Source organism: uncultured Dysosmobacter sp. (assembly GCF_947631635.1).
Classification (GTDB): Bacteria; Bacillota; Clostridia; order Oscillospirales; family Oscillospiraceae; genus Oscillibacter.
In genome coordinates this window covers 1-17,105 of the sequence record NZ_CANRMB010000039.1, presented here as the reverse complement: position 1 = coordinate 17,105, position 17,105 = coordinate 1, and the positions used below count along the sequence as shown (strand labels likewise).

The window sequence follows — 17,105 nt, the reverse complement described above, 5'->3', positions numbered from 1 at the left end:
TCACCTCTCCCGGTCACGACGCGGCCCATGCTTTTTGGGGATGGACTTTTTCTCCTGCTCTTTCACATGATCCGCCAGGGATTTGGCGGGCTTATCGTCAAAGGCAATCAGGATGTTTTGCGGTGGAACACCTCGCAACATACCCGATAATTCCTCGCCCATGTCTTTTCCTTTACCCATGATTATCGCTCCTCTCTAACAGAAACGGAGATCTGCCTGTCCTCGTTGGCAAATCTCCGCTCTAACTGCTCTACTGTCCAATTCTTTGTAAATTGTCCCAAAGGGTTGTGTCCAAACTGCTCAATGGCTCGCCGGTCCATCTCCCGGAGCCGCGCCCACAATTCAGGGTGATGGGTGCGTAACTTTTTCAGCTCTCCGATCCGTTGGAGAGGGCAGCACCAACAGGAGCAGCGGTTGTATATCTGATACAAACCGCCCCAATCAAAACCCCGGTCATAGCATATCCGCAGGGCTTCACTTTCTGTGATACCCCGATCCACCAGGGGATATTGGTCGTCTTTGATTCGTCCCGGCTCATCGGCGGCAATTCCTACATAGTGCAGGGCGTTCCGCTCTTTTTTCAGCCGGTTCACTTCTTTATGGATCAGATGCGTTTTTAACGTACCCGTACACCAGCGCACGCGAGGACCAGGCCAGCCGTTGCCATAGAGGGATACCCCAAGCCGCTGCCGGTTCTCAATGCTGAACTGCTTTACCTTCGGTTCCTCAAACATGAGCCATTCAAAGCCCTTGGGGTGCCGCAGGGTCGTGATGTGGATGCCTCGCTCACGGCAGAGCAGATCGTCCAGCTTTTGAAGGTGCTCATACATCTCCGGGAACTCCATGCCGGTATCGGCGTTCAGCACCACATCAATGGGCATATCCTGTTCGATCATCAGCAGAAGCATCGCTGTGCTGTCCTTGCCTCCTGAAAGCGAAACGGCATGATAACATTCACCTGTATTGCCGCCCATGCTCTGGCCCCCTCCCCAGGGCAGGGCACACCTTGTTGGCTGGTGGAAATAATTGTTTCATCTTCGGCTCCTCCTGTCCAAAAAATTTACGCCACCCTATGTCCGGCAGACAAAGAGCGGCGTATGTACGGTATTGCAGGAGGAATATGTTTTGATTATGTCATCAGCTTCATCAATAAGTCATTGACCGGCCCAGCGTCCCGGCCCTGGGCGGTCAGCTTGTTCCGCCAGCTCATCAGATACATCCGCACAAGGCGGCGCTCCGCGTCCGTCAGTTCCAGATACACTTTCTTTTCCCGTTTGAACATTTGAAACAACTCCCTTCTCTCTGCCCATATCGTACAGGAAAAGGCAAATGGTTTCAAATGTGCGAATGGGTATGTAAGCGGCCCGCTGTGCGGGCCGCGGGGGATGCACTTAATAACCCGTCCGGGGAAGGGGCTTGGAGGGAGCGTAGACCTTCGTCACCCACCGGGAGGTAGCCATGATCCACTGTCCGTCATAGACGCCGCCCACATCCGCCTGATTGACGAATTGGCTGCCGCCTTTGGCCCAGGACACCACGGAGCAGTCGATCATGGGCGTTTCTACCTGCCGGAAGTTGGCGGGGACCACGCCGAACACGAACATGACCTCCGTCACATACTCATTGGATGCCAGCCGCAGGGCTACGGGTGAGGCGTCCAGCACATAGTTCTGCTGCGTGTTCAGGCTGTCCGCCAGCACACGGTACTCGCTCCCGCTGAGATTGGTCTTGTAGACGATCTTATAGTTTCCAGCGGCATTGTAGGTGCCGGTGGTGATCTTCGCCAGACGGACCGCCTCCACGGGCAGGGTATCGCGCCAGTAGAACGATGTGAGAGAAGTCGTGGAGTTGTTGGCGATGCCGGAGAAGGAGTAGCGGATGTTCTGGTCGGGCATGACCTCGGCGTAGCCGGTTTTCTGGATGGCTACATTGGTATAGAGACTCTTGTTGGTCATGACGGCTTTCACAATCTGCCCAGCGTACTCGATCTCCACCTCAATAGGCGTCTTGTCCAAACCGTAAAAATCTGCGGCTTGGGATTCAATCACTTCGTAACGGGCCAGAGGGAGAGGCTTGGAGACCGCGACACCATTTTTGCCCGTGCGGATGGTATCCACCAGCTTGCCGGTCCGGGCGTTATAAATCTCGAACTCCGTGTTGGGGATCGGCGTCCCGGCGGGCCAGCCGTTCATGCTGTTATAGTCTGCCGAGGTCTTTGTCACCTGGATTTGTCCAGTGATGGGCGTATTCTCCCACTCCACCAGGGTGGTCTCACCCGCCTTGACATAGACCGTGCGCAGTTGGGTGTCTGGGATGTACCCCTCATTCTCCAACTCGCGCAGGTAAAAACGACCACCTCCCTCCAAGTCCTCAAACCAAGCATAGCCCCGGTCATCGGTGGTCTGCTGGTCGATGGGGTTATGGCCGCTGTCATAGAGAATGAACGATATGCCGGGGATACCATCTCCGTCCGCTGTGGAGATTTTGTGTACCAGGATGCCGGAGATGGCCTCGTTTTCAATGACCTCCTGAGTGACCTCGCCATCCTTGACGGAAAAATAGTGCCGGGTGGAATCCAGTTTGAATCCAGAGGGGCTTTCTTGCTCCAAGGCATAATAATCGCCCTCGGCAAGCGGAGCAAACACAGAGCCGGTGTCTCCCGTGGTAACGGTGTCCACTAGGGCGTCATCCGATGCCTTGCGGATCTCAAAAACAGCGTCAGAAAGCCGCTCCGTCTTGTCCGCGGCGTTGACCTTGACCAGCTCCACGCCACCCTCTCTGGCATTCCAGAAGGTCAACGTCTGGACCTCGCCCTCTTTGATGAGGATGCTCTGGGGGCTGCCATCCAGGACGAATCCGTCCACCGTCCGGGTCTCCCTGGCGGTGATGGTAGTTCCGGGGGTGAGGCCGGCGATGACCGCACGGCCATCCTCCCCGGTGGTATAGACGCCGTTGTTGGGACCAATGACCGTCCCGGCGCCGTCTGTGACCAGGAACTCCACGCCGGCCAACGGCTCCCGGTCTGTGCCTTTGATGAACTTTTCCAGGACGAGGGTCGTCTCTGGCTTGTTGTAAAAATAGAGCGTCTGGGTGTCGTTGGGGTGGACCACCACCGTCTGGGTCCGGGTGGCCTCGTCGATGGTGTACCCTGGAATCGAGGCGGTTTCCGTTGCTACGATAGTGCCAACCACCCCTGAAAGGGTGATTTTTCCCTCCCGGTCTGTATAGTAGAGGCCGTTAGAAGAAAGCTGGCCGTTTTCGTCCGGGACATAGGACCCATCCGCATAGGTAATGCAGAACTCCACGCCCTCCAGCGGCTCATGGGTGCCAGAGCTGCTCCGCTTGACGATGACCAAATTCCCCGCCGGGGCGTTGCGGAACTCCAGGCCCACCGTCTCGCCGCTGCGGATCAGGGCGTACTTGGGGCTGTCATCCAGCAGGTAGCCGGGCTTGGCCCGTACCTCCCGCGCAACCACTGTGGTTCCAGGAGTGAGGCCCTCCACCAGAATCTCGCCCGCGCTGTTGGTCACATACCGGCCATTGTTGGTGCCGATAAAGTTGCCGGAGCTGTCCGTCAGCAGGAACTCTACATCAGAGAGCGGTGTGTGCTTCTCATCATCCGAGACCTTCGTAATAAGCAGAGACCCCAGCGGGGCGTTGCCGAACCGCAGGGTGACCACATCCTGCTCCTTGCCGGAGATATAGACGGTCTGCGGCTCGGAGTCGATCAGGTGGCCGTCCGGGCTTTCCAATTCCTGGCAGATATAAGTGCCTTCGCGGAGGCCCGTCACGGTGAAAGAGCCGTTGGACGAGGTCACATACTGGCCAATGACCGTGCCGCCGGTGCCGGAGGTCTCGCCGCTGAGGTAACGCAGCTCGAATCGTGCGCCCTCCAGCGGCAGCTTCGTGGCACTATCGTATTTGTAAACGACAAGCGCACTGAGAGGTGTGTTATCCACGACCAGCTCACGGCTGGCTCCGCCCTCCAAGTAGAACTCATAGACGCCATCATCCTGGATGGAGAATCCCGTCGGACTTTCTTCTTCAACGACCTTGTACCAGCCCCTATTGACATCGGTGAGAACGATGCGGCCCGAATCGTCCGTGTAGTACGTCCCCAGGTCATTGATTTCGCCAGTGGTGGTGTTGTCGCTGGCATAATAGATATGAAACTTGGCGTTTTCAAGCGGATCTTTTGTAATGGAATTCCGCTTCTGGATGGTCAGGGAGGGCTTGACCGCATTGAAGAAACGAACCGTCCGGGTGACGCCCGGTTCCAGGGAGATTGTTTGTGGGATTTCACTGATGATGACATTGGACGGCACATGGACTTCGGAAACTTCGTAGCTGCCGGGGTCCACCTCCAGGAAGGCCCGGCCATCGGTGTTGGTCTCGACAGTATCCAGGAAATCCCCGTCGATCTGCCGGACCTGGTAGGTAACTCCCTCGATGGGAGAGCCGTCGGCAATATTCCGCTTGACGATCTCCAATCCGGGCCGGGTGTAGTCCTCAAACCGTGCCTCGCTGATCTTGCCGGGCCGCAGGGCAATGGTCTGCTCACTGGCAGTCCGCACGAACGGCTCTGGAACGAACTCCTCCTTGACGATGAACACGCCGGCAGGCAGGTCCTCCACCAGGGCGGTCCCGTCCGGCCCGGTGGAGACGGAGGTGCTGAAGGAGCAGGTGACGCCCTTGATGGAGTAAACGGCATTTTCGATGGGAGTACCATCCGTGGCCGAGGTCTTGATGACCTTGATGCCGGGCAGTTCCTCATCCTCGGCGGTGACGGTGTACTGGCGGTCCCCGTCGGTGACGCTGACATAGACGCTGTGGGGCGTGGGGTCCAGAGCATAGCCCTCCGGGGCCTCCTGCTCCACAAAGGACCAAAGCCCTTCGGTGACATCGTTGACCTCGATGTACCCCCCGCCGGAGGTCACATCGCTGCCGGCGATCTGGCCGTCCAGATAGATGTTATAGACAGCACCGTCCAGGCCATGGTCCGTACCGGCGATGACCTTCTGGAAGGTGATATCGGCATCCCCGGCAGGGAGAGCCGGTTCCTCGCCCGGCTCTCCAGACGTCACGACTTTGCGGTCAGAATGATAGGCAAAAAACGTCTGCCGCCCAGACACGCTGGAGGTGGCCAGCACCGCCCACTTGGAGATCTCATCCTCCACGATGGAGGCGTGGATGCCCTGGGCGGCGTATTCCTCCACCTGGGCTTGCAGTTCCGCGTCCTCGTTAGCTTTCTGGCCCAGCAGCCAGTTGTAATACTCAACATACTGGTCGTAGGTGTCCGCGTTGGCGAAGCCTCCGGCGTCGATGTCGCCGCTGGGATCGCCGCCTGCGCTCTTATCGCTCTGGTTGTCCCAGATGTAGGTCTGGAGCGCCATGAACAGGCTGCCGGGGATCTCGCCGGTGTAGTCAGCGATATAGCTCATCATCCACTTGACATTCTCCTGGGTGATGGCGTCCATCTCGCCCAGGCCGGTCTCGGCCACCGCATCATTCCACAGGGCGTCCGCGTCGGCTCCGGTGGCGGAGCGGTAGGTGTAGGACTGCAAAAAGCTCTCCGTGCCATAGCGGTAGGAGTAACCCAGGTCCATGCACCAGAGCTGCCGTCCCGCTGCCGTGGGAGGGCGGTAGGAGTAGGACTGCCCCTGGGAGTTGAGCCGGGTGGTCCAGAGGTCGGGGTTGGTCACCGGGGTAATGCCTACGCCGGTGGACTCTGCTGCCATCGCCACTGTGGGCAGCAGCGACAGGATGGTCAGCAAAGTAAGCAGTAGAGAAATCAATCGCTTTTTCATATTGCCTCCCTAAAACTAGATGAATGTTTACAAAAAATAAATAAAATAGGCGAAAAAAGGGAATTATCGCTCTATGGCCTGGACCATCCAACGGTAGTCTCGTTGATCCCGCACACATGTATAAAGAGTCAAGCGGTTATCGCTGGTAGCGGCTACGCCGCTGGTGTCCGTTTCCAGAACCTTGGTTACAGAAATGACCTCATAGGTCCTGGTTCCCAGTTTGGTAGTCCAGGTGATGGTATCTCCTGGGTCCAGAGTATGCAGGTCTCCAAAGTCATCCCGGACACCTCGGTTATGCCCGGCGATACAGCAGTTGCCATTCCAAATACTGGTGTCCGGAAAATGGCCTGCTCCTTTCTTCAGGGTAGAACTGTCGGTGCCCTGGTACACTTTGACGGACAAATCAATAGCCGGAATTTTCAGCGTCCCCAGCCAACCACCGGAATAGTAGAGATCGCCAGTTACATCCGTCCATCCAAAGCCTGTGCCGCCATTGGGAAAGGCGTCATCATCAGGCGGTACAATAGTGGTGCTGCTACTACCATTGATAACGGCACCATCACCCAGCATATAGCCGGGGGCCAGATTGGGGGTCAGTGGAGTGCCGGTATTCAGGGTGTAGGCGGTGGGGCTGCCAAAGGCAGGCGGGACTAGAGCTGCGTTTTTGCTCACATCCACATTGGGCCGCTCCCCCCGGTCCGCCGTGGCAACAGGCTCCACCGAAGTAGGCTTGCCGTACTCCGGGCCGCCAGGGGCGGCGATGTCGTATTCCAATGCGCTGGTGGGAACAGTCAGGGCCGCGGTCAGGCACAGCAGGGACAAAAGCATGGTCAGTTTCTTCATATTGCATTACCTCCGTCGCTTGATAAAGTAGAACACCCCGCCTCCAAGCAGCACCGCTGCGACAACAGCCACAACCGGCAGGACGCTGTTCTTCTCTCCGGTCTGGGCCTCCTGCCCGGTGGGGTCAGTCTGGTCAGCGGGGGTGCTGGGGACGGGGTCCAGGGCTGTGCCCTCGAAGATCGCCACATAGCGGATTTTATTCAGGTTGATACGGCTCACGGTGCCCGCGTAGTCAGCGGTGACGGTATAGCCCTTCACATAGGAGCTGGTAGCGGAGCCGGTGTAGGAGGCCATAGCGGTAAAGTGGCCGTCCCCCTCAGTCTGCCAGTCCACAGCTTGGAGGGTCATGGAATTTCCGCCGTCCTGGATGGTTTTGGGGATATACTGCGTGTCCTGGTTGGCAAGGCCGGGGTAGGTGCGGGTAGCGGTCACGGTTTTGGTGGAGCTGCCATATCCGGCCACCTCCACCTTCACCGTATCCAGTTTCAGGGTCAGCACCCCGGACAGGCCGTCCTCTGTGATAAACTCCTTTGTCTGCGGCAGCAGGGCCAGCACCGCGCCCATATCCTTGCTCTTGCTGTTCATGGACACGGTTTCCGTGTGCTGGCGGCTCTCATTGGCGGGGAGCTCCTGTTTCAGCAGGTCCGTGAGAGTGTAGTGGTAGCCGTCCTGTTCAAAGTCGGACCGGGGGATGCCGCCGGGGTCATCCTCCGGCCCCAGGTCGTACATCTTCCTGATCTCAGTACCATCCTCGCTCCGGGTGACGGCGGTGGGATAGCAGGGGGACGGCTGGGTGGGTTCAGACGGGTCGGCGGCAAAGGCGGCAGGGGCCAGGCTCAAGGAAAGAGCCAGGGCGCACAGCAGCCGGGCCGCGTGGGTCAGGGGTTTCCGCTTCATAACAAAACTACCTCCATGTTTTTGATTTTGAGCACAAAAAATCCTCATGGCACGCCATGAGGTCCGATAATGCCTGTGTTCGGTTTTCTTGCGCGCTGTTCTCCAAAGGTTTTTACCGGCTGAAAAAGGATAGACAAAGCCTTTCTTTTCGGCTGGTACAGCGGGTTTCGGGGGAGAGTGTGAGAGGGGGGGGAGCGGCAGGCGTACCGGGGCCGCAAAAGGACAGAACATCCCCCAGGTGTGGCGTTCATCGTTCCATCGCCCTCTCCCGCTTGCGGTACAACTCCAAAGCCTTCACAATGGTGTCCTCCATTTTCTGCGCGGGCGTCCCCGCAGGAAAGAACTTGGCGATCCGTGCCTTGGGCATTTTGAATTGCTCCACCTGGTTTGGCTTTTCCTCCTGCATGATGGAGAGGATCACATCAGGGTTCAACTTGCCTTGCTCGGAAATGCTCCGCATTTTGATGGCCTGGGCATGGGATGGGGTGCGGATTTCTCCCTCCATGACCTCCAGCAAGGCGGTCTGCTCGGCCTCCGACAGATAGGACAGCTCCACGGCGGGGCGCAGGGCCATTTGCAACTTGCCGGCTTCTTTCAGCACAGAATTATCCACCATGTCCAGCAATTCCGGGATAAGGTTGGTTAGGCGGATATATCGCTGGATTTGGGTTTTGCTATCAGGACTTTGGGAGGCCAGTTCTTCGTTAGATCGTGTGCCCAATAAATTCGGCCCCACTGGGGCCGAATTATTTTTGCTCGGTCTGCCAGCTTGCCGTTTCATGGCTTCCAGTTTCATTTTATAGGCAACCGCCTTTTCTGACGGCAATATCTGTTCCCGCTGAAGGTTGCTGTCCACCATAACAATGATGGCTTCATCGTCCGTCAGCTCCCGGATAATACAGGGCACAGTAGGCAGGCCTGCCAGCTCCGCCGCCCGCTTGCGCCGGTGGCCGGACACCATCTGATAACTGCCGTTCGGCATGGGACGGACCAGTGATGGGACCAGGACGCCATATTGCTTTACACTGTCCGCCAGTTCCACCATACTTTGATCCATCCGCACCTTGAATGGGTGATTGGGAAAGTCACTGATCTCCGCGGCAGTCAGGTCGGTCACATAGCTGCGCTGGGCGTTGTCACGTTCTTCCTGGGTAGAGAACAGGTCGTTATAAGCCTCGTTCAGCCCCAGGTCGATTGCGGCTCCTTTGCTCAAGGATGCTCACCTCCTCCACAAGCGCGATATATGCTGCGGCTACTTTCCCTCTGCTGTCATGGGTGAAAATGCTCTTGCCCTCCACGCTACACTCTGCTGCCCGGACAGAGAAGGGTATCTCTGTATTCAATACCCGGAGATTGCTCCCAGTCTGCCGCAGGGCTGCAATGATGTTTTTCGTGTTGTTAGTACGGTTATCCACCATAGTCAGCAGGACGCCGTCGATTTTCAGCGTTGGGTTGATCTGCCGCCGTACTTTGGCTACCGATCCCATCAACAGCTTCAAGCCCTTGGTGGACAGATAGTTGGCCTGACATGGGATAAGAACGCTGTCCGCCGCTGCCAAAGCGTTGATGGTCAGCATACCCAGTGAGGGCATACAATCGATCAGAACGTAATCATAATCCCGTTTGACTGCGCCCAGGTAACTACGCAGCACAAATTCCCGGCTCATAGTGTTCACAAGACTTACTTCAAAGCCGGACAGGCCGATGTTGGAGGGCACCAAATCGACCCCTTCAATATTTTTTAAGATGCCCCTGTCTCGTGGTGAGAGGATACCATTGTCTACAACGACTTGCATCAGATCGGAGATGGTTGTTTCAAGGTCATCCGGGTTCTTAACGCCAAGGCTCACCGTAAGACTTCCCTGGGGATCCGCGTCCACAAGCAAAACTTTTTTCCCCTGCTGTGCCAGTCCTACGCCCAAATTGACCGCCGTGGTTGTCTTACCGACACCGCCCTTTTGATTGGTGATGGCAATTACTTTGCACTTGTCCATAGGCTGCTACCTCCATTTCTTCAGTTGTAGTTATAGCCGTATGTGGCGCTTGTAGCAGCGCAACGACTATGTAAAGTGGGCCGATGGCCCACTAGGAATTTACGGCCTTTCGCTTGTGAGAAGTGCCAGCACATCATTCATGCCTGTGTCGAAGATAAAGTCCTCACTCTTTGCCAGATATTCCTCCATGAACATCTGTGCCAGGGCAGAGTGCTGTTGACAGTCGGTGAAATCCTCTGACGGGGCGATCTCCACAAGGGCGTATATGCCCTCCAACATCTTCATGGCTCCAATGTAGTCGCCATGGCTCACCAGGAGCCGCAGGGCTTTCTCCATGGCCCGCACCATGTCTAGGTCTCCGATCTCCAGAAAAGCGTTCCATAGAGCCTCCGTGCTTTCGCTGGCGGCGCTGCGAACCTCGCTGACCAGCGTCTCAATCTTTCTGTTCTGAGCCTCGTCCTTTTTCCACTTCATGGCTTGTCCTCCTACTGTAAACTCATAGCTGTCAAAAGGGATATAGACGGCTATGTAGGCTTTTGGGCAGGGTGAAAATACTCAGACCGGAAACCGCTCTATTTTTCCATTAGCAGGGGATCGTGCAGTTTTTTTGCCCGATTAGCAAAACACCTCTTAATTTCGATGGAAAAGCAAAAAACCTTGCTAATTGATTAGCAAGGTTTCGGACGGAAAACGGTATGTAGTTCAAAGTGAGTCTGGAAGTAATAATGATTAGCAAAAAATATAAAATTGAGCACCCACCATTCTAGCGAGAAATATGGCGTTTTCTTATGAGATTCAAAAAGTTATAGAAAAAGCACAAAATCTTCGGTTTTCCGAAGATTTTGTGCTGCTAATGGCACCCGCGGGAGGACTTGAACCTCTGGCCTACTGCTTAGGAGGCAGTCGCTCTATCCAACTGAGCTACGCGGGCGAATGGAATTGACGGATTGGAATCGAACTCGAAACGGTACGCTTATGTCTCCGGAGTGGGGCGCTCTATTCCCTACTTAGGAGGCGGTTGCGTTATCCACTACGCTACCAGGGCATATACACAATATTCATTTTTTTGAAACTCCTAAGCGGGAGACCCTTCTTCCGCTTAGGAGGCGACCGCTCTATACAGCTGAGCTACCGAGACGGATCCATGCCCCAGCAACTTGTATTGTACCTGTTTCCGGCCCGGCTGTCAATGAAAAAAGGCCGCCGCATTTGCGGCGGCCTTAAAATATTGTTACGCAATGACGCGCACCCGGATGATGTTGGGCAGGCGCTTGACATCTTCCACAACGGAATGATCGATGCGGGTGCCCAGGTCCACGATGGCGTAGGCATAGTCGCCCCGCGTGCGGTTGCTCATGTTTTCCACGTTCACATTGTCCTTGGCGAACAGGGCGGTGATGCTGGCCAGCATGGCGGGGACGTTTCGGTGCAGAATGCACATCCGCATGACGCCGCTCCGCTCCAGGGAGGCGTCCGGCAGGTTCACGGAGTTGCGGATATTGCCGTTTTCCAAATAGTCCCGCAGTTCGTCTACGGCCATGGCTGCGCAGTTCTGCTCGCTCTCCGGCGTGGAGGCGCCCAGATGGGGCATGGCGATGACATGGGGGGCCTGGACGATGCGGTTGTTAGGGAAGTCGGTGATGTAGGCGGCCACCTTGCCGGTGTCCAGCGCCGCCAGCATGGCGTCGTCATCCACGATCTCGCCCCGGGCCAGGTTGATGAACCGGACGCCCCGCTTCATGTTGGAGATGGCGTCGGCGTTGATCATGGCCTTGGTCTTATTCGTAAAGTGGATGTGGATGGTGATATAGTCGGCCCGCTTGTACAGTTCGTTGATGTCCTTCACCACATGGATGTGGCGGTCCAGACGCAGGGCGGCGTCCACGGACAGGAAGGGATCGTAGCCGTATACGTCCATGCCCAGGGCGATGGCGATATTGGCCACCAGGGAGCCGATGGCGCCCAGGCCGATGACGCCCAGCGTCTTGCGGTAGATCTCCGGGCCGATGAACGCGGACTTTCCCTTTTCCACCACCGTGGTCACATCCACGCCGGAGGCCACCTGGTCCCGGACCCAGCGGATGGAGCCGTCCACGTCCCGGGAGCCCATCAGCATGGCGCAGAGCACCAGCTCCTTCACGGCATTGGCGTTGGCACCGGGGGTGTTGAATACAGGGATGCCCGCCTCGGAGCAGCGGTCCAGCGGGATATTGTTCACACCCACGCCTGCCCGGGCGATGGCCAGCAGACTGGAGGGGAATTCATAGTCCAGCAGCTTGGCGGAGCGGACCAGAATGCCGTCCGCGCAGGGCTCGTCATCGCTGACCGTGTAGAGCTCCGGGTCGAATTTGTTCAGGCCGACAGGGGAAATTTTATTGAATGTCTTGATGCGATACATGGCACAAATGCCTCCTGGGTGGTCCCAGCGGACCACGATACTTGCAGCGGAACGTGCGGCGCTGGCGCCGCTTCCGCCACAGCTCTTTTATTATAAAATTGCGGAAAGAGCGGTGTCAACGTACGGAGGACCAAAAAACGCCGCTGGCGGACACAAATCTTTGGTGAAAAAGGTGTCACATTTGAGGGATAGCAGTTCTGCCGGATAAAAAGGCCTGAAATTCTGAAAAAATGTGGACTTTTACCTTGAAATATGGGAAAAATCAGACTATAATAACGGACTGTATGTGAAATTTGCTTGAATACCTTCGAGAAAGAAAGGGATGTTCCAAATGCAGAACGAACATTTGAGAAACGTAGCCATCATCGCCCACGTCGACCACGGCAAGACCACCCTGGTGGACGAGATGCTGAAGCAGGGCGGCGTGTACCGTGAGAACCAGGAGACGGTGGAGCGCGTCATGGACTCCGGCGATCTGGAGCGGGAGCGCGGCATCACCATTCTGGCAAAAAACACCGCCGTCCAGTATAAGGATACCAAGATCAACGTGGTGGACACCCCGGGCCATGCCGACTTCGGCGGCGAGGTGGAGCGCATTTTGAAGATGGTCAACGGCGTCATCCTGCTGGTGGACGCCGCCGAGGGTCCCATGCCCCAGACCCGCTTCGTGCTGAGCAAAGCCCTGGAGCTGGGCCACCGGGTCATCGTGGTGGTCAACAAGATCGACCGCCCCGACCAGCGCATCCACGAGGTAGTGGACGAGGTGCTGGAGCTGCTGATGGACCTGGACGCCACCCCCGAGCAGCTGGATTCCCCCATGCTGTTCTGCTCCGGCCGGCAGGGCACCGCCAGCTATTCCCCCGATGTGGCGGGCAGCGACCTGACCCCCCTGTTTGAGACCATCCTGGAGTATATCCCCGCCCCCGAGGCGAATGTGGACCAGCCCTTCCAGATGCTGGTCTCCGCCATCGACTACAACGAGTTCGTGGGCCGTATCGCCATCGGCCGCATCGAGCGAGGCACCCTGAAGCAGAATCAGGAGATCGCCGTGTGCAACTACCACGATCCCGAGGCCGTGCTCCGCAAGGCCAAGGCCACCGCCATCTATGAGTTTGACGGCCTGAGCCGCAAGGCGGTCACCGAGTCCACCGCGGGCAACATCATCGCCATGAGCGGCATCGGCGACATCACCATCGGCGACACCATCTGCGCACCCGACTGCGTGGAGGCGCTGCCCTTTGTGAAGATCAGCGCCCCCACCCTGGAGATGACCTTCTCCGTCAACGACTCCCCCTTCGCGGGCCGGGAGGGCAAGTTCGTCACCTCCCGCCAGATCCGGGAGCGCCTGTACCGGGAGACGCTGAAGGATGTGTCCCTCCGGGTCACCGACACCGACAAGGAGACGGCGTTCAATGTGGCGGGCCGGGGCGAGATGTCCCTGTCCATCCTGATCGAGACCATGCGCCGGGAGGGCTATGAGTTCCAGGTTTCCCCCGCCCGCGTGCTGTACAAGGAGATCGACGGCAAGAAGTGCGAGCCCATCGAGCGGCTGGTGGTGGACGTGCCCGGCGACTGTGTGGGCTCCGTCATCGAAAAGCTGGGCCAGCGCAAGGCCGACATGCTGGAGATGACCCCCCTGGGCGACCGCATGAAGATCGAGTTCCTGATCCCCGCCCGGGGCCTGTTCGGCTACCGCAACGAGTTTTTGACCGACACCAGGGGCGAGGGCATCATGGCCTCCGTGTTCGACTCCTACGCCCCCTACAAGGGCGAGATCTCCCGCCGGGGCAACGGCTCCATCATCTCCTTTGAGACCGGCGAATCCATCACCTACGGCCTGTTCAATGCCCAGGAGCGGGGCACCCTGTTTATCGGCGCAGGCGTGGCGGTGTACGGCGGCATGGTCATCGGCGTCAGCCCCCGGAGCGAGGATATGACGGTGAATGTCTGCAAGAAAAAGCAGCTGACCAACACCCGTGCCTCCGGTTCCGACGAGGCCCTGCGGCTGGTGCCGCCCAAGCAGATGAGCCTGGAGCAGTGCCTGGAATTCCTGGCGGACGACGAGCTGCTGGAGGTCACGCCCAAGAGCCTGCGGATGCGCAAGAGCATTCTGGATCATGAGAAGCGCATGAAGGCGCTGCACAGCAAAAAGTAAATCATGGCGAATGGCCCCTGTCCTCTGCGGAGGATGGGGGCTTTTTTCTCGCCTGGAGCGGGACGGGAGGGGGCCGCCCACGGGGCGGGGACGGGGATTTTTCCCGCCGCGGGCGGGGACGAGGGGATGCGCCGCTTTGCGGCACGGGAATGCACCCCTCATTTTCTTTGGTTGCGCCAAAGAAAACGGGCCGTGCACGGTCCAAAAGAAAAACGCTTTTTTGTGTCCACAGTTGGCCCATCGGGCCAAGTGTGGACGGACGGGGGTTGGTGGTTAGATGTGCCGCTAAGCTCGGAAGCCTTCTGCCGGGTGTGCTGGACTTGGTACGAGTTTAGAACTGCGCCGCCGCAGGTTGGCGGCTTGGGTGCAGATTCGAGGTGGTCGTCGAAAGGCTTTCAGCAACAAGCCCCGTGTGTTCCGCTTCGCTACACACTACCGCAACTGCCCAGGCAGCGCTAAGCGAAGCGGGGAGCGCGGAAAGAGAAGCTGGTCCTTGCAGTCTTTGCCCGTCCCCGCAATTTCCATTCGCGTGGCTAAAAGCCAAAAGATTCAGCAAAGCCGTGCCCGCGCCCAACGCTGAATTTTGCACTGACCACCAACGGTCTCTTTCTGGGACCCCACGTCTTGTCCACAGTTGGCCCTAACGGGCCAACTGTGGACACCAAAGCGCCTTTTCTTTTGACCGTGAACGGCCGTTTTCTTTTCGGCGCAACCGAAAAGAAAATGGGGGTTCATTCCCGCACGGCAAAGCCGTGCACACTCCCGTCCCCGCCCGCGGGCGGAAAAACCCCGTCCCACGCCTGTGGCGTGAAATCCCCGTCCCTGGCCCGTGGCCGGGCAAAAATCCCCGCCCCGCCCGCAGGCGGCATTTCCCCTCCCGCCCGCAGGCGGAAACCCTCACAAGGACAGAAAAAAGGACGGCTTTTCAGCCATCCTTCTTCTCGTACTTTTTCAAAAGGTCCTCAATGGCCTCATCCAAAAGCCGGGTCTTTGTGATCCGGGTCTTTTTGGAAAGCTCATTGAAGGGTTCCACCAGCTCATTGGCTAAGGAGGACATAAATCGTTTTCGATTTACCAAAGTTGGTTTAGCCATATCACACCTCTTATGCACCACATAGACACTATATGGTAATTATATATCACACATTTTCCCTCTTGACAACTAGGGCATATATAGCGTATATATAGCATATAGGAGGCGATGAATATGAAAAACGATACTCTGCGCATCTTGGAGAAACTGGCCTACCGCTATCAACAGGAAAAGCTGACGACGGACCCGGAGTGTCAGCTGCTGGAACAGCGCCGACATATCCTGGAGGGCGCCTTTTTGAACGCCCATCAGAACGACCATGCCCTGATCGTAGAGGTCAATGACCTGCTGGACGCACAGACCTCCCTGGCGGAGTACCGGTGCGACTTTCAGTTTTCCCTGGGCCTCCAGATCGGCCTGGAGTTGGGCGGACTGGACATCCTGCGGGAAATTTGATATGATCTATGGGAACATTTTTCCTGCCGGTCCCGTCTAAACCGGCAAACAGAGGAAAGGAAGAACTTCCTATGAAAAAATGCTGCAAAGCCCTGCTGTCTATGGCACTGTGCGCCGCCATGCTGTGCCTGCCCGCGTTGGCAGCTGCGGAGGAGGATGAAAGCGATATGGGTCCCACGTATTTGGCTCCGCTCCAGGTCTGCGGTCAGGCCACCCGGCTGGAGAGCGGCAGTCTCTTTCTGAAAAGCTCGGACAAGAGCGCCCTGCACCAGGAGATCATCATCCACCTGAGCGAGACCACCCCTGTGGTGGACGCGGTCTCCGGCCTGCCCATGGACGCGGCGGAGATCCGGGACGGCGACACGGTGTACGCCTGGGTGGGTCCTGCCATGACTATGAGCCTGCCGCCCCAGACCGGTGCCGCGGTGGTGGTGGCCAACATCCCGGCGGACTTTGCCGTGCCCCAGTATTATGAGATTACCGGTGGGGACCACACAGCCGCCATTGCCATATATCCCGCGCCCCCGAGAACGGAGGTAAACCTGCCCTATGCCGGCGGCGGCAAGACGGATTTCCTGCGCATTCCCGTCACGGCGCAGATCTCCCCCTGGCTGACAAAGCAGATCGTCACCGTGGACGACCTGGTGCCCGGCACCCGCGTCCTGGTATGGCGGGGAACGGACGGCGAGGTCAGCCGTGTGCAGATGCTTCCCAGCGTGTACCGGGGATATATCCTGGCGAATGGCGCCGCCATCGATACGGTGGTAAACGGTGAGACGCTGACTGTAAGGGGGAAGTCCCAGTACAACCAGGTGCTCCTGCCCATCCGGGCCGTGGCGGAGGCCGCCGGATACCAGGTGGACTGGGTGGCCGGAAAGGGCGCGGTGGTGAGCGATAACGGCAAGACGGTGTTCTCCGTGCTGCCGGGGGCGGAGACCGCCCAGACGGCGGATGACACGTACTACCTCACCTGCCCCTGCGAGAAGGAGAACGGCGTCACCTATCTCCGGGCCGCAGACCTGGCCCACCTGCTGGACCTGTTCCTGTCCCTGGATGCATAACCGCCCGCCGTGCCGCGCAAACTATAGCAAACTTCCAAAATAATGGCAGCAAAGGAGGAGAGTAGAGGCGGCGCAGGACAAGGATGACGACGCGGTCATGCACTGCCTATCCCCTCCGAACGGTTGTCAGTATTTTGGAAGCTTGCTATAAGCGCGAGGTGAGAGCGATGGAAGCAAACGAGCTGCCCCTGGGCTTCGGCATGGCCCTGGCCCAGCACCCGGAGGCCATGGAGCGCTTTGCCGGTCTGCCGGAGGCGGAACAGCAGGCGATCTTGGAGGGCGTCCGGGCGGTCCACTCCAAGCAGGAGATGCGGGCCTATGTGGAACAGCTGATGAAGTGAAAAAACCTGCCGCTGTGGGCGTCCACAGCGGCAGGTTTTTTTATTGTTAAACGAAAACCACGTGCTATGCGCGTGGTTCCAAAAAGGTTTTACCTATGAGTAAAAATCGAAAAACGCATG

The 17,105-nt window shown here is 57.8% G+C and carries 15 protein-coding genes and 1 tRNA gene; 4 read left to right on the top strand and 12 right to left on the bottom strand.

Features of this window, described 5'->3' with window-relative positions:
- From Q0Z71_RS15600 to Q0Z71_RS15550, 11 genes are all read right to left on the bottom strand, one after another.
- On the bottom strand, window positions 1-180 hold the full coding sequence (locus tag Q0Z71_RS15600) for a hypothetical protein (protein ID WP_298024746.1): 180 nt from the start codon (window positions 178-180) through the stop codon (window positions 1-3).
- Between the two features lie 2 nt (window positions 181-182).
- Complete coding sequence (locus Q0Z71_RS15595; protein WP_256264331.1) at window positions 183-974, bottom strand: phosphoadenosine phosphosulfate reductase family protein; 792 nt, start codon at window positions 972-974, stop codon at window positions 183-185.
- 155 nt (window positions 975-1,129) lie between these two features.
- Window positions 1,130-1,282 carry a hypothetical protein gene (locus Q0Z71_RS15590; protein ID WP_256264332.1) on the bottom strand — a complete coding sequence of 51 codons (153 nt, stop codon included), beginning with the start codon at window positions 1,280-1,282 and terminating at the stop codon, window positions 1,130-1,132.
- 109 nt (window positions 1,283-1,391) lie between these two features.
- Window positions 1,392-5,807: a collagen binding domain-containing protein gene (locus tag Q0Z71_RS15585; RefSeq protein ID WP_298024744.1), complete on the bottom strand. Its 4,416-nt coding sequence runs from the start codon at window positions 5,805-5,807 to the stop codon at window positions 1,392-1,394.
- 63 nt (window positions 5,808-5,870) lie between these two features.
- Complete coding sequence (locus tag Q0Z71_RS15580) at window positions 5,871-6,650, bottom strand: class D sortase (RefSeq protein WP_287826065.1); 780 nt, start codon at window positions 6,648-6,650, stop codon at window positions 5,871-5,873.
- 6 nt (window positions 6,651-6,656) lie between these two features.
- Window positions 6,657-7,547, bottom strand: a complete 891-nt coding sequence (locus tag Q0Z71_RS15575; RefSeq protein WP_287826068.1) for an LPXTG cell wall anchor domain-containing protein — start codon at window positions 7,545-7,547, stop codon at window positions 6,657-6,659.
- Between the two features lie 247 nt (window positions 7,548-7,794).
- The gene (locus tag Q0Z71_RS15570; protein WP_287826071.1) at window positions 7,795-8,760 is read right to left on the bottom strand and encodes a ParB/RepB/Spo0J family partition protein; all 966 of its coding nucleotides are present in this window, start codon (window positions 8,758-8,760) and stop codon (window positions 7,795-7,797) included.
- Complete coding sequence (locus Q0Z71_RS15565; RefSeq protein ID WP_287826074.1) at window positions 8,714-9,541, bottom strand: ParA family protein; 828 nt, start codon at window positions 9,539-9,541, stop codon at window positions 8,714-8,716. The genes Q0Z71_RS15570 and Q0Z71_RS15565 overlap by 47 nt, the downstream gene beginning before the upstream one ends.
- 99 nt (window positions 9,542-9,640) lie before the next feature.
- Complete coding sequence (locus tag Q0Z71_RS15560; RefSeq protein ID WP_287826077.1) at window positions 9,641-10,015, bottom strand: hypothetical protein; 375 nt, start codon at window positions 10,013-10,015, stop codon at window positions 9,641-9,643.
- Between the two features lie 380 nt (window positions 10,016-10,395).
- Window positions 10,396-10,472, bottom strand: a tRNA-Arg gene (locus tag Q0Z71_RS15555).
- Between the two features lie 300 nt (window positions 10,473-10,772).
- Window positions 10,773-11,939 carry a phosphoglycerate dehydrogenase gene (locus Q0Z71_RS15550; protein WP_298024738.1) on the bottom strand — a complete coding sequence of 389 codons (1,167 nt, stop codon included), beginning with the start codon at window positions 11,937-11,939 and terminating at the stop codon, window positions 10,773-10,775.
- 331 nt (window positions 11,940-12,270) lie between these two features.
- Here Q0Z71_RS15550 and typA point away from each other — a divergent pair, with 331 nt between their 5' ends.
- Window positions 12,271-14,094: a translational GTPase TypA gene (gene typA, locus Q0Z71_RS15545; protein WP_298024736.1), complete on the top strand. Its 1,824-nt coding sequence runs from the start codon at window positions 12,271-12,273 to the stop codon at window positions 14,092-14,094.
- A gap of 925 nt (window positions 14,095-15,019) precedes the next feature.
- Here the strand turns inward: typA and Q0Z71_RS15540 are convergent.
- The gene (locus tag Q0Z71_RS15540) at window positions 15,020-15,187 is read right to left on the bottom strand and encodes a ribbon-helix-helix domain-containing protein (RefSeq protein ID WP_298024734.1); all 168 of its coding nucleotides are present in this window, start codon (window positions 15,185-15,187) and stop codon (window positions 15,020-15,022) included.
- Window positions 15,188-15,301: 114 nt separating this feature from the next.
- Here Q0Z71_RS15540 and Q0Z71_RS15535 point away from each other — a divergent pair, with 114 nt between their 5' ends.
- The 3 genes from Q0Z71_RS15535 (at window position 15,302) to Q0Z71_RS15525 (ending at window position 16,985) form a co-directional block, all read left to right on the top strand.
- Entirely contained in the window at window positions 15,302-15,583 is a 282-nt protein-coding gene (locus Q0Z71_RS15535; RefSeq protein WP_298024732.1) for a hypothetical protein, read from the top strand.
- A gap of 71 nt (window positions 15,584-15,654) precedes the next feature.
- Complete coding sequence (locus tag Q0Z71_RS15530; RefSeq protein ID WP_298024730.1) at window positions 15,655-16,644, top strand: stalk domain-containing protein; 990 nt, start codon at window positions 15,655-15,657, stop codon at window positions 16,642-16,644.
- A 167-nt stretch (window positions 16,645-16,811) separates the two neighbouring features.
- Complete coding sequence (locus Q0Z71_RS15525; protein WP_298024728.1) at window positions 16,812-16,985, top strand: hypothetical protein; 174 nt, start codon at window positions 16,812-16,814, stop codon at window positions 16,983-16,985.
- Window positions 16,986-17,105 lie beyond the last annotated feature (120 nt).

What these genes read in the sequence shown, in the direction of transcription:
- Q0Z71_RS15600 (WP_298024746.1), bottom strand. Translation starts at nt 180, where the DNA reads ATGGGTAAAGGAAAAGACATGGGCGAGGAATTATCGGGTATGTTGCGA.
- Q0Z71_RS15595 (WP_256264331.1), bottom strand. Translation starts at nt 974, where the DNA reads ATGGGCGGCAATACAGGTGAATGTTATCATGCCGTTTCGCTTTCAGGA.
- Q0Z71_RS15590 (WP_256264332.1), bottom strand. Translation starts at nt 1,282, where the DNA reads ATGTTCAAACGGGAAAAGAAAGTGTATCTGGAACTGACGGACGCGGAG.
- Q0Z71_RS15585 (WP_298024744.1), bottom strand. Translation starts at nt 5,807, where the DNA reads ATGAAAAAGCGATTGATTTCTCTACTGCTTACTTTGCTGACCATCCTG.
- Q0Z71_RS15580 (WP_287826065.1), bottom strand. Translation starts at nt 6,650, where the DNA reads ATGAAGAAACTGACCATGCTTTTGTCCCTGCTGTGCCTGACCGCGGCC.
- Q0Z71_RS15575 (WP_287826068.1), bottom strand. Translation starts at nt 7,547, where the DNA reads ATGAAGCGGAAACCCCTGACCCACGCGGCCCGGCTGCTGTGCGCCCTG.
- Q0Z71_RS15565 (WP_287826074.1), bottom strand. Translation starts at nt 9,541, where the DNA reads ATGGACAAGTGCAAAGTAATTGCCATCACCAATCAAAAGGGCGGTGTC.
- Q0Z71_RS15560 (WP_287826077.1), bottom strand. Translation starts at nt 10,015, where the DNA reads ATGAAGTGGAAAAAGGACGAGGCTCAGAACAGAAAGATTGAGACGCTG.
- Q0Z71_RS15550 (WP_298024738.1), bottom strand. Translation starts at nt 11,939, where the DNA reads ATGTATCGCATCAAGACATTCAATAAAATTTCCCCTGTCGGCCTGAAC.
- typA (WP_298024736.1), top strand. Translation starts at nt 12,271, where the DNA reads ATGCAGAACGAACATTTGAGAAACGTAGCCATCATCGCCCACGTCGAC.
- Q0Z71_RS15540 (WP_298024734.1), bottom strand. Translation starts at nt 15,187, where the DNA reads ATGGCTAAACCAACTTTGGTAAATCGAAAACGATTTATGTCCTCCTTA.
- Q0Z71_RS15535 (WP_298024732.1), top strand. Translation starts at nt 15,302, where the DNA reads ATGAAAAACGATACTCTGCGCATCTTGGAGAAACTGGCCTACCGCTAT.
- Q0Z71_RS15530 (WP_298024730.1), top strand. Translation starts at nt 15,655, where the DNA reads ATGAAAAAATGCTGCAAAGCCCTGCTGTCTATGGCACTGTGCGCCGCC.
- Q0Z71_RS15525 (WP_298024728.1), top strand. Translation starts at nt 16,812, where the DNA reads ATGGAAGCAAACGAGCTGCCCCTGGGCTTCGGCATGGCCCTGGCCCAG.